The organism is Citrobacter meridianamericanus, from assembly GCF_041320245.1.
Classification (GTDB): domain Bacteria; phylum Pseudomonadota; class Gammaproteobacteria; order Enterobacterales; family Enterobacteriaceae; genus Citrobacter; species Citrobacter meridianamericanus.
Genome location: NZ_CP101036.1, coordinates 3,203,959 through 3,221,417, shown reverse-complemented (window position 1 = coordinate 3,221,417; position 17,459 = coordinate 3,203,959). Strand labels below are relative to the sequence as shown.

At 43.2% G+C, this 17,459-nt stretch carries 14 protein-coding genes, 1 tRNA gene and 1 pseudogene; 2 read left to right on the top strand and 14 right to left on the bottom strand.

Features of this window, described 5'->3' with window-relative positions:
- Window positions 1–151: 151 nt before the first annotated feature.
- A tRNA-Asn gene (locus NMD08_RS15860) sits at window positions 152–227 on the bottom strand.
- A gap of 326 nt (window positions 228–553) precedes the next feature.
- On the opposite strand from NMD08_RS15860, the gene nac reads away from it, so the two are divergent.
- Window positions 554–1,471, top strand: a complete 918-nt coding sequence (gene nac / locus NMD08_RS15855; RefSeq protein ID WP_151225255.1) for a nitrogen assimilation transcriptional regulator NAC — start codon at window positions 554–556, stop codon at window positions 1,469–1,471.
- Window positions 1,472–1,572: 101 nt separating this feature from the next.
- Window positions 1,573–2,523 carry an HTH-type transcriptional regulator Cbl gene (gene cbl, locus NMD08_RS15850; protein ID WP_151218922.1) on the top strand — a complete coding sequence of 317 codons (951 nt, stop codon included), beginning with the start codon at window positions 1,573–1,575 and terminating at the stop codon, window positions 2,521–2,523.
- Here cbl and NMD08_RS15845 read toward each other — a convergent pair.
- The 13 genes and pseudogenes from NMD08_RS15845 to NMD08_RS15785 all read right to left on the bottom strand — a co-directional run bounded on the left by NMD08_RS15845 (window position 2,471) and on the right by NMD08_RS15785 (window position 17,458).
- Window positions 2,471–2,659: pseudogene (locus NMD08_RS15845) on the bottom strand (hypothetical protein). The gene cbl and the pseudogene NMD08_RS15845 overlap by 53 nt on opposite strands.
- 231 nt (window positions 2,660–2,890) lie before the next feature.
- Complete coding sequence (locus NMD08_RS15840) at window positions 2,891–3,469, bottom strand: hypothetical protein (RefSeq protein ID WP_370618532.1); 579 nt, start codon at window positions 3,467–3,469, stop codon at window positions 2,891–2,893.
- Window positions 3,470–3,539: 70 nt separating this feature from the next.
- Window positions 3,540–4,748: a UvrD-helicase domain-containing protein gene (locus NMD08_RS15835; RefSeq protein ID WP_370618530.1), complete on the bottom strand. Its 1,209-nt coding sequence runs from the start codon at window positions 4,746–4,748 to the stop codon at window positions 3,540–3,542.
- Window positions 4,738–6,609, bottom strand: coding sequence for an ATP-dependent endonuclease (locus tag NMD08_RS15830; protein WP_370618528.1), 1,872 nt, complete (start codon window positions 6,607–6,609; stop codon window positions 4,738–4,740). The genes NMD08_RS15835 and NMD08_RS15830 overlap by 11 nt, the downstream gene beginning before the upstream one ends.
- Before the next feature lie 160 nt (window positions 6,610–6,769).
- The gene (locus NMD08_RS15825; RefSeq protein ID WP_370618526.1) at window positions 6,770–10,372 is read right to left on the bottom strand and encodes an AAA domain-containing protein; all 3,603 of its coding nucleotides are present in this window, start codon (window positions 10,370–10,372) and stop codon (window positions 6,770–6,772) included.
- 273 nt (window positions 10,373–10,645) lie between these two features.
- On the bottom strand, window positions 10,646–11,290 hold the full coding sequence (locus NMD08_RS15820; protein WP_252838164.1) for a hypothetical protein: 645 nt from the start codon (window positions 11,288–11,290) through the stop codon (window positions 10,646–10,648).
- Between the two features lie 45 nt (window positions 11,291–11,335).
- On the bottom strand, window positions 11,336–11,818 hold the full coding sequence (locus tag NMD08_RS15815) for an adhesin (protein WP_370618524.1): 483 nt from the start codon (window positions 11,816–11,818) through the stop codon (window positions 11,336–11,338).
- 20 nt (window positions 11,819–11,838) lie between these two features.
- Window positions 11,839–12,627, bottom strand: coding sequence for a peptidoglycan-binding protein (locus tag NMD08_RS15810; protein ID WP_370618522.1), 789 nt, complete (start codon window positions 12,625–12,627; stop codon window positions 11,839–11,841).
- Between the two features lie 393 nt (window positions 12,628–13,020).
- Entirely contained in the window at window positions 13,021–13,386 is a 366-nt protein-coding gene (locus tag NMD08_RS15805; RefSeq protein ID WP_016149956.1) for a YfeK family protein, read from the bottom strand.
- A 471-nt stretch (window positions 13,387–13,857) separates the two neighbouring features.
- Complete coding sequence (locus NMD08_RS15800) at window positions 13,858–14,490, bottom strand: T6SS immunity protein Tli4 family protein (RefSeq protein ID WP_370618519.1); 633 nt, start codon at window positions 14,488–14,490, stop codon at window positions 13,858–13,860.
- A gap of 70 nt (window positions 14,491–14,560) precedes the next feature.
- Window positions 14,561–14,932, bottom strand: a complete 372-nt coding sequence (locus NMD08_RS15795) for a hypothetical protein (protein WP_370618517.1) — start codon at window positions 14,930–14,932, stop codon at window positions 14,561–14,563.
- A gap of 44 nt (window positions 14,933–14,976) precedes the next feature.
- Complete coding sequence (locus NMD08_RS15790; protein WP_370618515.1) at window positions 14,977–16,941, bottom strand: phospholipase D-like domain-containing protein; 1,965 nt, start codon at window positions 16,939–16,941, stop codon at window positions 14,977–14,979.
- Window positions 16,892–17,458 carry a hypothetical protein gene (locus tag NMD08_RS15785; RefSeq protein WP_370618513.1) on the bottom strand — a complete coding sequence of 189 codons (567 nt, stop codon included), beginning with the start codon at window positions 17,456–17,458 and terminating at the stop codon, window positions 16,892–16,894. Before NMD08_RS15785 ends, NMD08_RS15790 begins: the two co-directional genes overlap by 50 nt.
- Between the last annotated feature and the right edge of the window lies 1 nt (window position 17,459).

Here is a 17,459-nt window from a genome sequence, read left to right as displayed (position 1 = left end):
TGCAGTCGATATATTAACGACCGTTATGAGATTACCGCGACAGACGGGAAGAGAAAACGATTATCTCCCTCACCAGAGGGTTACATGAAAAATAAGACGAATGAAAAACAGAAAAGCAAAAAGCCCGCTATAAAGCGGGCTTTTCTAAATTTGGCTCCTCTGACTGGACTCGAACCAGTGACATACGGATTAACAGTCCGCCGTTCTACCGACTGAACTACAGAGGAATCGTTTGAACGAGGCGCATATTAGCGAGGGCGAGGATGCTTGTCAAAGGGGTAAATTCATTTGCGCGATCGTTTGCTGACAAAATCAGCAAAGCGGCGATCTTTACATCTTTTTATACGTTTGCCCCATTGTGGTGCGCGTCTACCTCTTCTTGGGCAACCAGAATGAGAGATACCGATGAGCAAACTGCTCATCCTGCACCTTTACTCCTGACATTACGCAGTTTTAACCATAAAACATGACTTGTGATGAAACTGGCAAGCATCTTGCAATCCTGAATTCAATGACTGCCAGCACGGGTTCTGGTATTCCGACAGGAGGCAAAATGAACTTCAGACGACTGAAATATTTCGTAAAAATCGTCGATATTGGTAGCCTGACGCAGGCCGCGGAAGTATTGCACATCGCGCAACCCGCGCTGAGCCAGCAGGTTGCTACGCTTGAAGGCGAACTGGATCAGCAGTTGTTGATTCGCACCAAACGCGGCGTCACGCCGACGGAAGCTGGGAAAGTGTTGTATACCCATGCCCGGACGATTTTACGTCAGTGCGAGCAGGCGCAACTTGCGGTCAATAACGTGGGGCAGACCTTGGGGGGCCAGGTTTCTATTGGTCTCGCACCGGGGACGGCCGCGTCATCTATTACGATGCCATTATTACAGACTGTACGTGCCGAGCTGCCCGATGTGTTGGTCTATTTGCATGAAAACAGTGGGACGGTGCTGAATGATAAGCTGCTCAGTGGGCAATTAGACATGGCGGTACTCTACGAGCGATCGCCTGTGGCGGGTATATGCAGCCAACCGCTGCTTAAAGAGGATCTTTACCTGGTCGGGACGCGTGAGTGCCCGGGGCAAAGCGTTGATTTAGCCGCGGTGGCGCAGATGAATCTGTATTTGCCACGGGATTACAGTGCAGTTCGCCTGCGCGTGGATGAAGCGTTTTCGCTTCGTCGCTTAACGGCCAAAGTTATTGGCGAAATTGATTCTATTGCCACTTTAACCGCTGCCATTGCCAGCGGTATGGGCGTGACTGTATTGCCTGAGTCGGCGGCTCGTTCATTATGCAATGCTGCAAATGGCTGGATGGCGCGGATAACAACCCCATCGATGAATCTGCCATTATCATTGAATGTCTCAGCCAGAGGGAGCTTATCGCCGCAGGCACAGGCGGTGAAAGAGATTCTGCTGTCGTTGGTCAGCCGTCCAACGCTCGAAAACCGCGAGCTGCAGCTGGTTAGTTAAAGCTTATTCCCGCGAAGAATAAGATTCAGGTTTTTATTATTTGTTATGCCGGGCATCAGACTTTAACAATAGCGTAATGTCTGATGTGTCCGGAGCAAAAAGTGAATTTCCAGCAACTTAAAATAATCCGCGAGGCGGCCCGTCAGGATTACAACCTGACAGAAGTCGCGAATATACTGTACACCTCGCAGTCGGGTGTCAGCCGACATATTCGTGAGCTAGAAGATGAACTTGGCATTGAGATTTTTATCCGTCGCGGTAAACGTCTGCTGGGCATGACTGAACCGGGCAAAGCCTTGCTGGTTATTGCCGAGCGTATTCTCAATGAAGCCAGCAACGTTCGTAGACTGGCGGATCTGTTTACTAATGACACCTCCGGTATCCTGACGATCGCCACCACGCATACACAGGCGCGCTATAGCCTGCCCGCGGTGATTAAAGCTTTTCGTGAGCTCTTTCCTGAGGTGCGACTGGAACTTATCCAGGGTACACCGCAGGAGATTGACGTACTGCTGCAAAATGGCGGGGCAGACATCGGGATTGCCAGTGAGCGACTTAGTAGCGACCCGTTGCTAGTGGCATTTCCCTGGTTTCGTTGGCACCACAGCCTGCTTGTTCCCCACAACCATCCCTTAGTGAAAACGTCTCCTCTCACGCTGGAGTCCATCGCCCACTGGCCGCTGATTACGTATCGGCAGGGGATTACGGGGCGTTCCCGTATCGATGAGGCGTTTGCTCGCAAAGGGCTGGTTCCGGATATTATCCTCAGCGCCCAGGACTCTGATGTGATTAAAACTTACGTGTCGTTGGGTCTGGGTATTGGGCTAGTGGCGGAGCAATCCAGCGTAGAGCAGGAAGAGGGGGGCTTGACCCGGCTGGATACCAGGCACTTATTTGATGCGAATACCGTCTGGCTGGGGCTGAAACGCGGGCAATTGCAGCGCAACTACGTCTGGCGATTCATCGAGCTATGCAACGCAGGGCTATCCGTCGATGAAATCAAACGCCAGGCGATGGAACCGGATGAAACAGTGATTGATTATCAAATATAATGCAAAAAGCCTGCTTAGTTTCCTGAGCAGGCTTCTTAAATTTGGCTCCTCTGACTGGGATCGCCTTTGCCATTAACTGGCTAATTAGTAAGCTAAATCAGATATTCCTTTCTGTCAAGACCACCAAAATGACCACCTATTTAGTTCATGGGAGCATTCAATGAGTTAGCTTAATAGGTTCAAAGATTCTATGTATTCTTAGCATGACGAGACTTGCTCTGGTATCCAGGATGATACTCTCGTAATGACTGAATAATAAACTGATCTTTTTTAAAATACGGTTAACAAAAAAATAGTTTCTTATAAATATTGCTGTTGCTATGGAGTATTTGTAGCAACAGCTTCGTTATACGAAATAGTAATATCACTATTGAGTTAAATCGCAAATATTCCAACCTGCAAATTCATGCTTTGAAATATGCTCGACCGGAAACCCTGATTTATTCATTGCAATACACAATAAATATTTAGGTCTTGTGAGTGCAACATATATTTGCTTCATGAATTTCTTTTTTCTGGCTTCTGTCGGTTGTGTTAGATTTTCAAAAAGAATGTAGTCAATTAAGGTTGTTATATCATTAGTATGATATTTTGTTTCTAGAAGTAAAGTTGCAGCATGCGTCTCCCCTTTTACAGAATGAATTGTTGCAATTTGATTCTCTATAACCCTTCCCTCAATTTCAAAAGAGATAATATTTCTAGTTGGACTATCAAGGGTTTCATTTATTATATTACGCTCAAAAGATAAAAAGATGTGATTTCGATTAGATATATTAATACCTAAGTAAGACAATAACAAGACAACAGAATCCCCCCAAGTTTCTTCGGATATTTCATTTGTCATTAAGGACATTGCTAACAAGTTAAAATCAACAAAAAGTGAAGATAATTTAAGGTGTTTTTTTATGTTTGCAACTGATATATCAGATTGTGACCCATCTTGCATTGTGATCTGAAAATTAGATACTCTCCCAAAATGAATAATTCCATCAAGGATTGCACGATAAGATTCACTTTTACGATTTTTTTGGCGGGCAATATATATATTGAATTAACTTGTTGTTTTTGAATTCTACCGTAGAATCAGTTTTTTCAAAATTCTCATAATAACTGCAAATCGTTAAAGAATTTTCACTTTTTTTACTAACAGCACCAACAGATTTTATTGGATGTTCACAGTTAATCGGAACTGCTTGCGAGCATAAATTAGCGAAATGCTCAAATACATTAGCGCGAGAACTATCATCAACAAGGAATATTGTATGTAGTGATTGATTAGAATGAGAGATTTCTGATGTTAAATTTATGCGATTATAACTTAGATTTCTAGCAATTGATGCGATAGAGCTATTAAAACGATGACTATTTTTTACTTTCTCTAACTCTGCTTGATTATAGGTTTGGTTCTCTTCCTCATTAGTCCCATAAATAGCTTGGTCAGGGTCACCAAACCGTTGCATCTTAACTTGATTATTATCATTTCTAAAGATTGTGTTTAAAAATTCATCTTGAAATTTTTGGGTGTCTTGCATTTCGTCGATAAAAACGATAGGAAAACGAGATTGAATTGCTTTTATAATATCAGGGTTGTGGTGGATATAGTCTTTTGATATTTCATACATTTCGTGATAAAAGAAATAACCTTCTGTCATAAGTTTATTTTTTACACTTCTCAAATCTTGATAACTGTTCGACTGTGATTCTCTACGGAAACCAGGGATGTTAAGGTCAAGGCATCCATCTATAAATTTATATTGCATATCTTGAATAGATGTTATTCTATTTCTTTCAAGGTAACTTTTTGTTCCTCTATTAAGAATACTCCAGCCTCTTGCACAACATATTTCATCATCGATGTGGGCTATTTTATATCCTTGAGAACGAAGATAAGGTATTGCAAGAAATTTATTAACGAACTCTTGAATAGTGCCGATGAAATGTGGTGAAGTTAACAACTTTCCACCATGTATACTTGTTTGGAGACGCTCTATAATTTCTTTTTTAGCTACATTAGTATGCGTTAGGACGCATACACCTTGATGTAAACTCATCCATTTTTTTGCAATGATTAACAACTTGGCTGCTACCATTGTTGTTTTTCCGCTACCAGGACAAGCCTGGACATCATTATATGATTGTATTATCTCTCGTCTGGCATCATCAAATGACAAGTTTAACTCTTGCTCTATATCGTTGATGTCCCTTTCACTAATTTCAATGTTCATTCGGCATCTCCTCGTCATCAGAGAACTCTTCGGTCACGTATTCGATGGCTTCTATAATATAAGGAGGTAGCTTAGATCTTAACTCTGAAGGTCGTCCACTATATTTCGATAAGATCTTTGCAAGAAGATAACTCACTTCGCTTTTTCCATCACCTTTATTTTCGATTTGTCCATATAATTGAACAGCCTTTATTTGTGCATTAGTACTAAGATTTTCATAGCCTATAAGATCACCATGAAGGGCCTCATATAATTCTTCACTTAGCCCATATTTGGCAAGGCAAAATTCAAATGTCCAGTCATTTGATATAAATGTTTTAACAAGCTCTCCATCAAACTCGGCTTTACTATTTTTTTTCTGGTTTATTTGTTCTGGCGTCAACTCACTCAGCCAATGTTGAAGGTTTCCCCCTCGGCCGGTGGTTTCATTAGGCTGTATTTTTTGTTTAAACCCATAACTGTTTGAGGTTGTTACCTCCGCTTCATCTGGCCATAGGTCTAAATCAGTAACACACCCAACTTTAATTGGGAGATAAGAAGGGGACGTTGAAGCGGCGTTAGAACGATAAACTTTAGCGTACCTCTTTCTGGATAAACCATTGGCATTAACCAATGACACGGCATAATCTTCTAGAGGTCGTCCTAGTAATTCAGCTATTTTAGGTATTAACACCATCTCTGCAATACCCTCAACAATCAATATACCTCTTGCAAAAAACATATTTGCCTTAGTTGAATCTAAGAATTTCTCAAGAAATATATAGTCATCACCACTTAGAGCGGTACATTCCTTTCTTAAAGGAAAGGCTTTTCCATCTTGCATTAAAATTAAGTTTTCCAATGGGGCTTTTGATGAAAGCACTGGACTATGAGTGGATAGAATACATTGCAATTTACTATTTTCAGTCCTGAGGTAATTAATGAATTTCAACTGTAGTTGGGGATGAAGATGAGCCTCTGGTTCCTCAACTAGTAAAAGTGAATACTGATCTTCCTCCTGACGAATTAACATTAGTTCTGTAGCCATAAACAATAGACTGTTATAACCTAATCCATGCTTAATTCCTGAGGTGTTGAGTTCAAGTGATAATTTCTCTAAAATAGATTTGAGAGCAAACGCTTTCTCTGAGGCACTCATTTCAGTATATCCTTTACTCCCCAATAAACTTAAAAAAGGTGTAAAGATATTGGATTTGAATGTTAAAGAGTTCAAAAGAGTTGATATTTTCTCTTGAGTCATTTGAATCGATGAGTCATTTTGAATTGCCTGTGTGGCGTGAATTAGTAACTCAATAATTCGCTGGGTCGCCCCTTCATCTCCAGCTAAACTGACATTACTTCCTAAAATCTGTGAGAGCCTTGAGGTTCGCCCTGCCGATAGTTCAACCTCAGCATCGCGTAGCGGTTTTAAATATGTTGCAGCAAGATATTCTCTGATATCTCTTTCTATGATGGGGCCATCGTTACTCAAACCAGATCGAATTTCCGTCTTGATAAATTGAGTTTTTTTAAATGGATTAATTGTTATGCTTGCTGAGAGATTTATATATAAACAGCTCTTGTTAACATCCGTTGCTACTTCTTCGTTGGTTAAATATTCTAGAAATAACCCTAGTTCACGGGCTGACAGATCTTCAAATTTTAATTGGATATATAGTTCATTCTTGCCGCTGAGGAAATCAGTACTTTTTATACTCACCCATTCTACAGACGTAGTATCAAGAACAATCCGGACTGCATCAATGACGGAACTCTTTCCGGCATTATTTTCACCAACAAGTAGATTAAGCCCTTTATTTAACTTTAAGGAAAAATCTTCGAATTGTCTGAAATTGTTTATTTTTAGATTTGATAGATACATATTTCCCACCAATGTGTTTTAACTGTGTATAATTTAACTTGCTTTCGGAGTAATCCGTTTTTATATATTGAGATATACGAAAAGATAGCACTGAGAACTGAATCGTCGTAATGTCGAAGATTCAGTTGAGATCAGTTTATCAGCTTTAGTTCTTTGTCAGTTATTCCAGCCGCAACCTCTCCCTAAGTTCTTTCACCAGTGACACATCATCAAGCTCTGCGCTAATCTCATGACGAATAGCATTACTGAACTGCTCACTACGCTCACAGCTATCATGATAACCATGAGACAGCCAGTTCCAGCTCCCGAGAACAATGTAGCGGCCATCGATCATCAGTACCTTTTCATGGGTACCTTCAGTCAGGCGGGTAATATTGTCTTTTCCCAGTTGTTCACGGTACTCAGCAATCAGAGTTTCATCATTATCCTCTGCACGGTCCAGACGTTGATGGTAGTAACCGTAGTAGACTTTAACGCTGACACCACGTCGTTGTGTTGCGACCAGTTGTGCCAGTTCCGGTCTTTGATATTGTTTACCGCCCCGACGGATCCACGGAGTGATGATAACCAGTTCCTGTTCGCACTGGCTCGCCAGTGAACTGAATGCGGCGATATGTTCACAGTCGCGGTAATAACGTTGTAAACGCGGTGTCTGGCTCAGACTGTCGAAATTTGGATGCTGGCTACCCTGTTCAAGAAGAAAATCTTCAGCAACAGTGTCCGCAAGAACTTTCAGGTATCCACCAGCCTGTCGCAACCGGTGGTGGTTACCTACCACGATAAACTGCTGTTTTGCGCGTGAAACCACGACATTCAGCATGTTAGGCGCATCGTTTTGAAAATTTGGATTATCAAGGGGATGAAAAATTACCGGGCTGTAAATGATGACCTCAAAGCCCACGCCCTGGAACTGATGCACTGTACCAATGCAGTTTTTCTGCCAGTGATTCATACGCTGGGCAAGGCGCTTGATCAGTAATGATTTCTGATTGCTATAGGGAGTGACGATGCCCACATCGGCAGTCAGATCGTAACCAGCTTCTTCCAGCTTATTCAGCAGTTGCTCAATAGCATCGACTTCATCCAGATTAGTGTTAACCATATCGCCTTTCTGGCCCTCGACGCTGTAGAACATCAAATGATGCCCACCAGACTTCTCAAAGGCGCTGGCAATGCGGTCGGAAGGCGAGGCCGTTTCCACGCTGACGCCATGATAGCCCGCCAGCCGGATAAAAAGATCGGCAATGGGTTTCTGGCACCGACGATGCTCATCAAGAATAATACCGTTGCCGGTATCATCTACTCGTCCGGAAAGTGTACCTGCCGCGCGGTGCCAGCCTGTAACGCTTGCAGGTGAGACCCGCTCATATAACGTATTATTATCAGCAAAATGACGTTCGCGCAGTTGTGTTTGCAGGTTTTCTGACAGATTCCTGATGGGTTCGATTTGCAGGGGATCGCCGACAATCATCGCTTTCTCGCTTCGGCTCAATAGCGGTACCAGAGATTCAAGCGAAATCATGCCTGCTTCATCGCACAGTGCCAGATTCCAGGGTTTATGCCCCTTGAGTTCATCGAGCTTACGATAGCCAGCCACTTTCCACGCGGAGACCAGCGTGGTTGCCATTACCGGATACACCAGTGACAGCGCGCGATAGAATTCATCCAGCTTATCCAACCAGCGATAGTATCCCGCGCTGCGGCGATTACTCATCAGAGCCCGCCAGTGTGTCAGCACTTCTTCCAGTTCAATTTTCCGCTTCAGTTGTTCCTGCCAGAGATAGCCGATAGCGGCTTCAAACATTTCCCGGTGTTGCCTGATGAAGCGTTTGCGCAAAATGTCACACCAGTTACCCTCGGGATAATGTTGTTGATACTGCGCTGTAACCTGTTGTGCCCGGATGACCCGCTGCCATTGTTGCCGGAGCGTTGCGATATCAGCGCAAAGGTTCACCAGATTTTCTTCCTGCTGCTCATCGGGTTCGTCCTGCATGAGTAGTTCCAGAAGGGCCAGATTGTCTGTCTGATGCGACAGTATTTCTCCCGCATCAGCCAGAGCCGCTAACTGGCGATGGGGCAGGGCGGAAAGACTGAAATGCTGAAAGTCCTCCGGTGCAGCAAGATTCATTTGTTGCAGCCGTGTCGGATATTTTCCCTCGAACAGGCGGGCCAGATAACGCTTTATCCCTTTACGCGGATAGTCACGGTAATGCAGTTCCAGAGCAGGGCGTAGCGGTGAATCCATCCAGCGCAGTATCTGCACCAGATCATGCTGCTGCGGCCATGTCGCCTGCAATGTCTGATAAATTCTGCTGGCCTGCAAACGCTGGGCTTTTATCCCGCGGAGTTCCTGCAGGCGTTGCTCCAGCTGGTTGATTAAGTTGTCCAGGTCGTCGGGATGATGCGGTGAAACGTCAATCCCCAGTTGCTGTGCATGCGCGGCTACCGGGGGGATTTTTGCCATAAAACGTACCGGAAGTTCTTCTGCGTTGCTGGTGTCCAGACCACAATCCACAACAGACTGTATCGCGGTTGCCTTTTCATTCAGATACGCCCGGTAACAGGCGTTCAACTCTTCGCGATGTCTGAGCAAAACAGCTAAAAAATCGCGCTGGTGCTGCTCGTCATAGCTTTCCTGTCGCCAGCGGCCGATCAGTTGCTCAAGCCGGGTAAGCTCATGCTGAACCTGTTCGTTTGAGCCGCTATGAAACCATAACCAGTCAAGATCCTGGGTTGCAGGGTCACTGCGCAGATCGTCAATGATATTCTCCACCGCTTTTATTGCAGTGGACGTGACCAGCATGCCGAAGTTCTGGTCCTTTCCATCAGCAATAGCCAGTGCTCTGGCAACCAGCTGTTGTGCGATGAGTGACTTGAACAGCGTTGTTTTACCCGTACCCGGCGCTCCCTGCACGGCAATCAGGCGCTCATCCTGATTAATGGCCTGTATTGCGGCCATCTGTCCATGGCCCAGCGGGTATTGTGTTTCAAACAAACCGCCGGTTACCACTTCGTATATGTCAGGCGTGTTCCTGTCATTGTGAATATGGTTGAGATACTGCTCCAGCAGAGGGAAGTCACCAGCCGCGTTATCGCACAACCAGGTGAAATCTTCCGAATCACGTTTGAGGTTGTAATCTTCATTATGCAGTGGAGCCACCAGGGCGTTAAACGCAGTTTCCAGTCCCTGGTATTTACGGTTTGATTGCTGAGCAACCCATGCCTGAAGAGCCTCAAACGCCTCAAGGAAGGTGTCATATTTACACCCGGTGAGCGCACTGACGATACTCATCATATGGCGGTTCTCACCCAGTTCATTCAGCTGGATGCCAAACATTTCGCGAAAAGCGAAGGGGAAGGCGCTGACCAGCTGTCCGTCTTTGACAGGAACCAGCAGCGAGGTATTGCCCTGTTCAAAGAAGGATTTGGGGAGTGGAAAAGAGAACAGCGGCATATATTTTACGTTGGTTCTGCCACGTTCATTTTCGATACAGCGCAGCACCGGAAACAGCAGATTGACAGGCTCAATATGGGTAATCTCACCTTTTTCGCCATATTTGACGAAACGCCTGCGCCAGTTTTCGCGCATTTCTGGCGTAACGCTGATCACTACCCCGTTCTGGTTTTCGTTACAGTTATCTTTACCGAGCATGAGCTGGTGGTGCTCATGTGCCTGGCTGGCCGGTATTTTACTCTTTTCCGCACCGCTGAATTTCAGATAATCCTGCCATGCGGAAAGGATATGTTTCGACGAATTCTTCATTATTCTGACAGAGCTATACTTAGCTCAACTCCCTGAAATTAATCACAACAGAATATCACAGGTGTGGAAGCTTTAACCTGGGCCAAATGTCCTTCTCTGTATGGAATCATATAAATAGTTACAACATCCTAAAGGGGTGTCTTCATATTGATCCGGCCTTTTAGCCCAAAGTATGGAAAGAGGCTTAGGAGGGAGCAGGGGACGTCACAACATGATGGTCCCTCATTCCAGAGAACTATCCTGGTTGAAAAACAATCCGTTAACTTTGCGTTATTATTCGCTATTTGAAGTGTGCTTTTGTTGACGTTTTTCCAGCCGGACACGAGCTTTACGTACTGACACAGACGTGCGTCCTGGAAACAGGGCTGTTAGTTCAGACAAAGACAGATTCTGATTCGTTTCCAGTCGCTGCAATTCTTCTTTACTCCATTTTTGTTGTACTGGTCTCGCCTTACTATCTGGCAATTTTAGGCCCATTGCATGTGCTGCTTGCCTCACTGAGGTGCGAGTTCTGCCAGTTAAACGGTCTGTGACGGCCATACCTTCAACCGGATAATACTGCGACAAAATTTGACGTTCCTGTTGACTCCATTGCCGGGTACTGTGGACATCCAGCTTATCTTTCATAAGATAGATTGCTCCTCGTGTCCTTCCTGGCAGCAATGGCAGAATATCTGCAATTCCGTTCCCAGTAGCAAAATGAGTACGAATAATTTCTTTCTCTGCTTCCGTCCATGGGTGATATGGAACCATTAGTCTCTGTTTCTGATTGCGTACTACCCATCTGACAGCATCAAAGGTTCGCCCCAGGATTTTTGCAATGTTTTCGGTAGGTACTGTACCGTAATACGTTTTCACGAATTCCAGTTCTACCTGAGTCCAGGCTTTACGATGATTTTCAGTTCTCGTTTTTCTCATAAGCTCATGCTCCAGATGAGACTATCCATAGCAGAGGATTTGTTTTTAAACACCGCAGTATCCAGGCATATTAAATTTCTTTTCGCCGTTTCTTGTTTTGATGATGATAACAGCTTTAATATCACTTCCTTCCTCATCCTCTGTTGACTCTGCAATCGGAGTCTGCTCCACAGTGACCGAAATGTCTTTGTTTTTGAATACTGAGATATTTTCTCCCGATGATATTTGTTTCAGTATAGTTATCTTCCCATTTAACTTCATGATGGCAGAGTATGTACACTCTTCTCCACCCACTGGGCAAATTGCACCTTCAATATAGTTATAGGAATCCTTTTCCTTATTGTCGGCTAAGCTCAGAGTACAAGTAGAGTGCCTCAAATCATCAGTAATCTCCCCATCAGTAATCTCACCAATGTCAAAGTTATTAGCGTTTGGGTCATTCAACGGTATGTTGCTAGATTCGGTTGCAGCACAACAAGCAATGCCAGATAACATCAAAGCTAAGAGAAATATTATATTTTTAAGCATCGTCATCGATTCCTTGGAGGTCAAGGTTTGGGAAGATTATTTTTCCATTCATTCAGATATGGTGCAGGATTTGTTATATCAGAACGCCTCCTGAAATCTCCTACACGTGTTGTAAGACTGGCCGAAGATGCGGCGTTGGTATAAATCTCCAGATGCAACATAGATGAACCACTTTGCAACCGCCCAACCTTAGCAATAATCTGCCCTTTTTTGACAGATGAACCACCAGAGTATGAGCATGAGCCAGGAGCAATTTCGCCATAACGAAGAAGAAGATTACCATGTCTGATTTCTACAGCGTAAGTACCAGAATAGAAGTAATACGGGTTCTGAACCAATACTCCGTCAGCAACAGCATAAATCGGTGTCCCAACCGGGAATATTAAATCACAGCCAGCATGTTTGCGTGGACTTCCATCTTTGGCTTTGCGCGGAGCGCCAAATTGGCGGCCTCCGTTCGTCCATAATCTTTCGGGAATTTTCGGGAAGGGAAAACAGAATCCCTGACTTGTCTCAGCTACCGTATCATTTGAACCAACAGGGGATCTGGTTGGCGAACTAGTTGAAGGACCAGCAGATGAAGCATTTATGAATGTGTCCTGAACACCTGGTTTTCGCCAGGTTTGTGGCCCCACAACACCATCATCCTTCAGCCCATTGTGTCGCTGAAATATCTTTACTGCATTATATGTATCTTTTCCAAAAATACTGTCTTCCGCGAGTTTTGGAAAAGCTTTATTTTTATTGAGTAATTGTTGTAGTTTTATTACATTGCTATCTCTTGTAAACATCCAAAGTGTTGCGGTCATATATATTTCCTTGTGAAAAAATACGATTTAGGAAAATAGTTCAAGAGTAATTGTGTGTCTTTTCAGGAAAAAACATGTATGGGGAAACAATACGGGTCAACGAGTTATAAACTATTTCCACTGGATGGGTTTTCATAAATGCTCATAAGTAATTTTAAACCAAACAATATCCACAGGAAAACAAGAAAGGACTCAAATAAATGGAATATGCAACAATAAATTTTCGAGACCTTTTATGGTTACAGAGCGAGGGCATAAATCGATTTTTTATTAAAAATAAAATTTTGATTTATTATCAAATGAAACAATTCAGTAATTTATCCTCTTGCCCCAGCTATATTCTCTTTTCTTATTTAGTATTGGTATCAGTGCATCTGCCTGTACTGTTTAATTTCAGGGTAACATTTCATCCGTTTGAGCAAGCAGTTCATGCAGGAACGGTCTGGCTTCTTCGTTCTCTTTGTTGGGGAGTTTCACAAGATAAGGTTTACCTGTGATAGATGATGATGACGCGACTTTATCGATAAATTGTTCGGCAGTATCAATGCGGTTACGGGTGTTGCTTAATTTAAGACGCAGATGAGAAACCGCTTCTTCGCAGGTATGCTCGCTGCCGTTACGAATAAAAACTAAATCCTGCTTTTGCGAAAGCGCCTGAAGCATCGCTTCAATACGGGCCTCTTCGTGTGCGTTCAACTTCGCGAAGGCTGGAAAAACCATCAATAAGGCGAGTAATGTTCCTGACAATACTTTTAACATTTTTCTATTTCCTCAAATGCATTCTGGATAATGACTAAAACCATCCAGCCTGAATCAATAATAAAATCAGAAAGGCTGGGTAAAATAATTATAGAGTAATTTGCGCGCTCTCCTTACTCAATCATTTATAATGAAGGTTTTATTCTGGCAGTGTTGGGAGAGGGGCGGTTACTGATGAATATGATGGAAATGCACCAGCACAGCTTTTGCACATACTCAAAATAAAGCTCCCGCATCCGGAAAGTGAGCTAATCATTACAATTACCATCAATATTTTTTCATTTAAAACACTCTCTCAATCAATATAAAATGGGATATATGCAATAAGCTTTAACACATATTTATGACATCAAATATTGTGAAAATTAGAAAAACCATTAGTATATTAACCAACATTATCATCATGTTCTGAATATATATTTTTGAAATAAATATTCAAAACAAAAATTAACTCAATACACATTACCACGGCTAACGATGTTTTACTGAATTTACGATATGTTCTGCCAGTGCCTTCAACTCATCAGGTGTCATACGTGGATGACCTTCTGCAATATCAGAAACACTACTGACAAAAACCTGAAGGTCTGGTTCTTCAATAAGATTATTCGGATTACCCCGAACGAATGCCAGATAACCATAATCATTTTCACCGTTTTCCTTTGTAACCTCAAGGAAAGAGCCAACGCCTTTCCTGCCATCCATTTTTACTGTAAACCAACGGGGCCATAACAGTTTTCTTTCTTGATTTGGATACAGCATATAAATATGATTCCACAGCCATTTGGCGTAATCTTTCGCATCATAGTCTTTTACGGTCGAAAGGTCATTATTACGTGGAACCATATAAGGTAGCTGGAAACTGGCATCCTGAAAGACAATCATTACGTCAGGATGAGCGAGCATTCTGTATGACACTATTATATTTCTATCCTCTTTTCCTGAGTCGTGAGAAATAAATCCATATGGTAAACAAAAACCTCTTTCTGTTGGTACATCATACAATGTTCTTGCCTGAAAATTATTTAATAACGAAAGAACCCCGGATTCATTACTTAGATAGCCATTATCACCAAGTCGAAAAAGATCATTATTCCCTTTCATAAATTGATATAATCTATGTCCAGCCTGAATATATAGAGAATGAGATTTTTCATGTGAAATAAAAAAAGCATCAGAAGAATATTTTTTTTATATGAAAAACATCGCCCTGCTCTGCTATTTTTTTAATAACCTTTTCTTTATAAGACTCAATATTAAAAAAGCCATTTTCTGATATCAATATTTTATATTTTTTGTAGTAAAAATTTGAATATCTACCTTTAACTATCATGGTTTTTCCGGGAGATTTCTTTTGTTCAGTAAAAATAGAACTCATTGCCAAATCTTTAGTATAAGTTCGATTGGATGGATAAATCCCAACATCTAAATTATCAGGTATTTGCAATTGATAATACCCAATGCACTCATCCCTCCATGTTATATTTTTGGCTATACCAGTCAATGAATAGAAAAATAGAAAAACAGAAAAATAAATACACTTCATTATATATTAACCCTTTTTACTGTGAAATATAAAGCCATATTCACTTAATCAATAAGTTCCACATGATAATCAACTAAATTATTCTCATCTTCGGTCCAATGAATGGGAAGCAACGTTATATATCCCTTTATTTCCTTCAGCTTATCAGATTTATTTTTTGATTTTTCCTTATATGTTTCCCAGAAATTAGCTGAAAATGGCATTTCTTTGGCTGCTTCTTTTGGATCAAATTTATTAGATTTGAATACAGGCCAGAGTGATGAAGGATCTTCTTCTGCATTATCTTCATATTGGTCATTTATATCTACTTTATTTAAATAATTCCTTGGGATAAAATCAAATGCATCCTCATATATCCCTGCATTTTTCATCGCCAGTTCCCTTATCTTCTGCCATCCCTCTGGTTTTGCAGGCATCGCCAGAAACTCAGGGAAGTCCCCGGCAGCATGACCCAGAAGTTTCGCCCATACACTCTTCCGTAAATCACATGCAAATTTTCTGTAAGGTGTAAGCTCTCCTGAACCGTCTATATCCTGATATCCCCCCTCCGTATCCGCTATCATCACCGCCAGTTCCGAATCCCTGTCTCCCAACTGACTGCGCTCATTGATATTCGCACTCCCCACCAGTACATAGCGGTCGTCCACGATCATCAACTTGCTGTGGACGTAAATCTGCTCCGTTACCGGCACGCCGCCCACTTCCGACCACGCTCGCAGATTCAGCAACGTCACATACTTCGCACATGCCTCATAGCTGATTTCTTCATACCATCGGTTCTTTTCACACTCTGTTTCCTTCGTCGGTATCTCAGAGCACCACTTGGCCCTTGAAATATTATTCTTCTCCAGCCAGCCTTTCACCCACAACGCCTGTCGCACCCGGTTCAGTAGACTACGGCTGCCAGATACCAGTGTCTGTCTCGTCTGGTGTATCTGCGCCACGATCGACGCTTCATCCAGTTTTCCTTCCGGATGTACCGGTAGCACTATACACACATGGAACGGTTGTGTGTTTTTCGCATAAATGGTCTGGCTTATTCTCTCTCCCAGCCATTCTGCTATCTCATTCTCCGGTTCTGCATTGGAATTACCGGGAACCGCTTTCGTCGCCACCGCCGCTATCTGACCGGACAGGCTTCCGGCTACCTCACTTAGCGGCGCACTGTCCGGAATTGACGGCTTTCCAAACGCCGAAATAAAAAACTGGTTCTCAATATAAATATAATGCTCCGCCTTGCTTATCAACTGGTGTACACTTCGATAAATATCATCCTGCTTCATTTTCGGCTCTCCGATACCTTCTGCATTCCGCATTTTCAGCGATGCGCTACGTAGCATCTGTACTTGGCAACCATTGGCACATTGCGCTGACGGATATCCTTCAGGAGCCACCAGATACGGCTTACTCGTCTGTAACTCCGTATCGTGATCCTCGAGCTGGTAGCTGTTCCAGCGCCGGACAAAATTCCTTATCAGATCATCCACCACCGGACCACAGAGTCTGACCTGGTAATCCTGCCATGGCATCCGGGGCTGCACTGACGCATTCAGCCAGTGATATGGCGATTTATATCCGTGGTCATTCACACTCTTGTCTTTGTTTTTGTTTTTGTCTTTGTCTTTGTCTTTGTCTTTGTATTTGTCTTCTTCTGCATCCGGACGTTGATAATACTGTGGTTTCAACACCGCTAAGGCAATGCGTTTTGCCGCTTCATGCTCCTGCTTTCTGTTCTGTTCCGCCTTCTGCTCTTCCTCCCATGGCCGATCTTCTCTTTTTGGCGGGTACGGTGAATGGACTAACTCATCCATCGGATCGTAGCCAATAGTGTCTGTCGTCACGAGCGTTCCTAGCTCCAGCACCGATTCAGTGTGGTACACGCAGGAATTGTATCGGTTCATTCCTTTCCGGCCTTCTGCATCAGCGACCAGGCTATATCCTTCCTGCCCGGTATTCTCATCATAACGCCCGTAGGCCAGGTCTACCCCCCACGAACGCGACGTTCTCATCCACAACCACACACTTCTGATGATGAGAAAAAAAGATACCGGACTGATCCCCGGCCAGTCGGACATAAAACGCTTCCCGCCCCAGGAAGGTATTAAGTGCGGCAAATACCCGTTCTGTGGTTTTTGCATACGTCTGTACCGGAGCGCGACAATTCCAGGGCATGATATAAACTTTCAGGTCTTTTTTTGTACGCACCTCATTGAATAATGCGTCAACCAAGCGAATATCCTTTGCCAGTTGCGCATCCCAGTTTACCTGCCAGCCGGTGATATAAATCGTTTTTTGGGCCTTTGCAAACTCATCAAGTAATGCCTTGAAGTACGCTTTCCCCCCCAGGAATGCATCTACTTTATTCCCTTCTGTATGTTGGGCAAAATTTTCAGATGGTCCACCATTCTGGCTGGTATAATTTACCCAATGGCTGTGGGTTGCTGTCGCTTCGTAGCTTTTTTCTTTTTCTTCAGTAAAATAGACGCTGCACGTATTCATTGCGTCATCAAGATTCATTGATGCCATG

Excerpts from the sequence above, each read along its gene's own strand:
- NMD08_RS15805 (WP_016149956.1), bottom strand. The coding sequence starts at position 13,386 with ATGTTAAAAGTATTGTCAGGAACATTACTCGCCTTATTGATGGTTTTT.
- NMD08_RS15820 (WP_252838164.1), bottom strand. The coding sequence starts at position 11,290 with ATGAGAAAAACGAGAACTGAAAATCATCGTAAAGCCTGGACTCAGGTA.
- NMD08_RS15825 (WP_370618526.1), bottom strand. The coding sequence starts at position 10,372 with ATGAAGAATTCGTCGAAACATATCCTTTCCGCATGGCAGGATTATCTG.
- NMD08_RS15840 (WP_370618532.1), bottom strand. The coding sequence starts at position 3,469 with ATGCAAGATGGGTCACAATCTGATATATCAGTTGCAAACATAAAAAAA.
- NMD08_RS15835 (WP_370618530.1), bottom strand. The coding sequence starts at position 4,748 with ATGAACATTGAAATTAGTGAAAGGGACATCAACGATATAGAGCAAGAG.
- NMD08_RS15785 (WP_370618513.1), bottom strand. The coding sequence starts at position 17,458 with ATGGCATCAATGAATCTTGATGACGCAATGAATACGTGCAGCGTCTAT.
- NMD08_RS15830 (WP_370618528.1), bottom strand. The coding sequence starts at position 6,609 with ATGTATCTATCAAATCTAAAAATAAACAATTTCAGACAATTCGAAGAT.
- NMD08_RS15800 (WP_370618519.1), bottom strand. The coding sequence starts at position 14,490 with ATGAAAGGGAATAATGATCTTTTTCGACTTGGTGATAATGGCTATCTA.
- NMD08_RS15790 (WP_370618515.1), bottom strand. The coding sequence starts at position 16,941 with ATGAGAACGTCGCGTTCGTGGGGGGTAGACCTGGCCTACGGGCGTTAT.
- NMD08_RS15795 (WP_370618517.1), bottom strand. The coding sequence starts at position 14,932 with ATGAAGTGTATTTATTTTTCTGTTTTTCTATTTTTCTATTCATTGACT.
- NMD08_RS15815 (WP_370618524.1), bottom strand. The coding sequence starts at position 11,818 with ATGCTTAAAAATATAATATTTCTCTTAGCTTTGATGTTATCTGGCATT.
- NMD08_RS15810 (WP_370618522.1), bottom strand. The coding sequence starts at position 12,627 with ATGACCGCAACACTTTGGATGTTTACAAGAGATAGCAATGTAATAAAA.
- nac (WP_151225255.1), top strand. The coding sequence starts at position 554 with ATGAACTTCAGACGACTGAAATATTTCGTAAAAATCGTCGATATTGGT.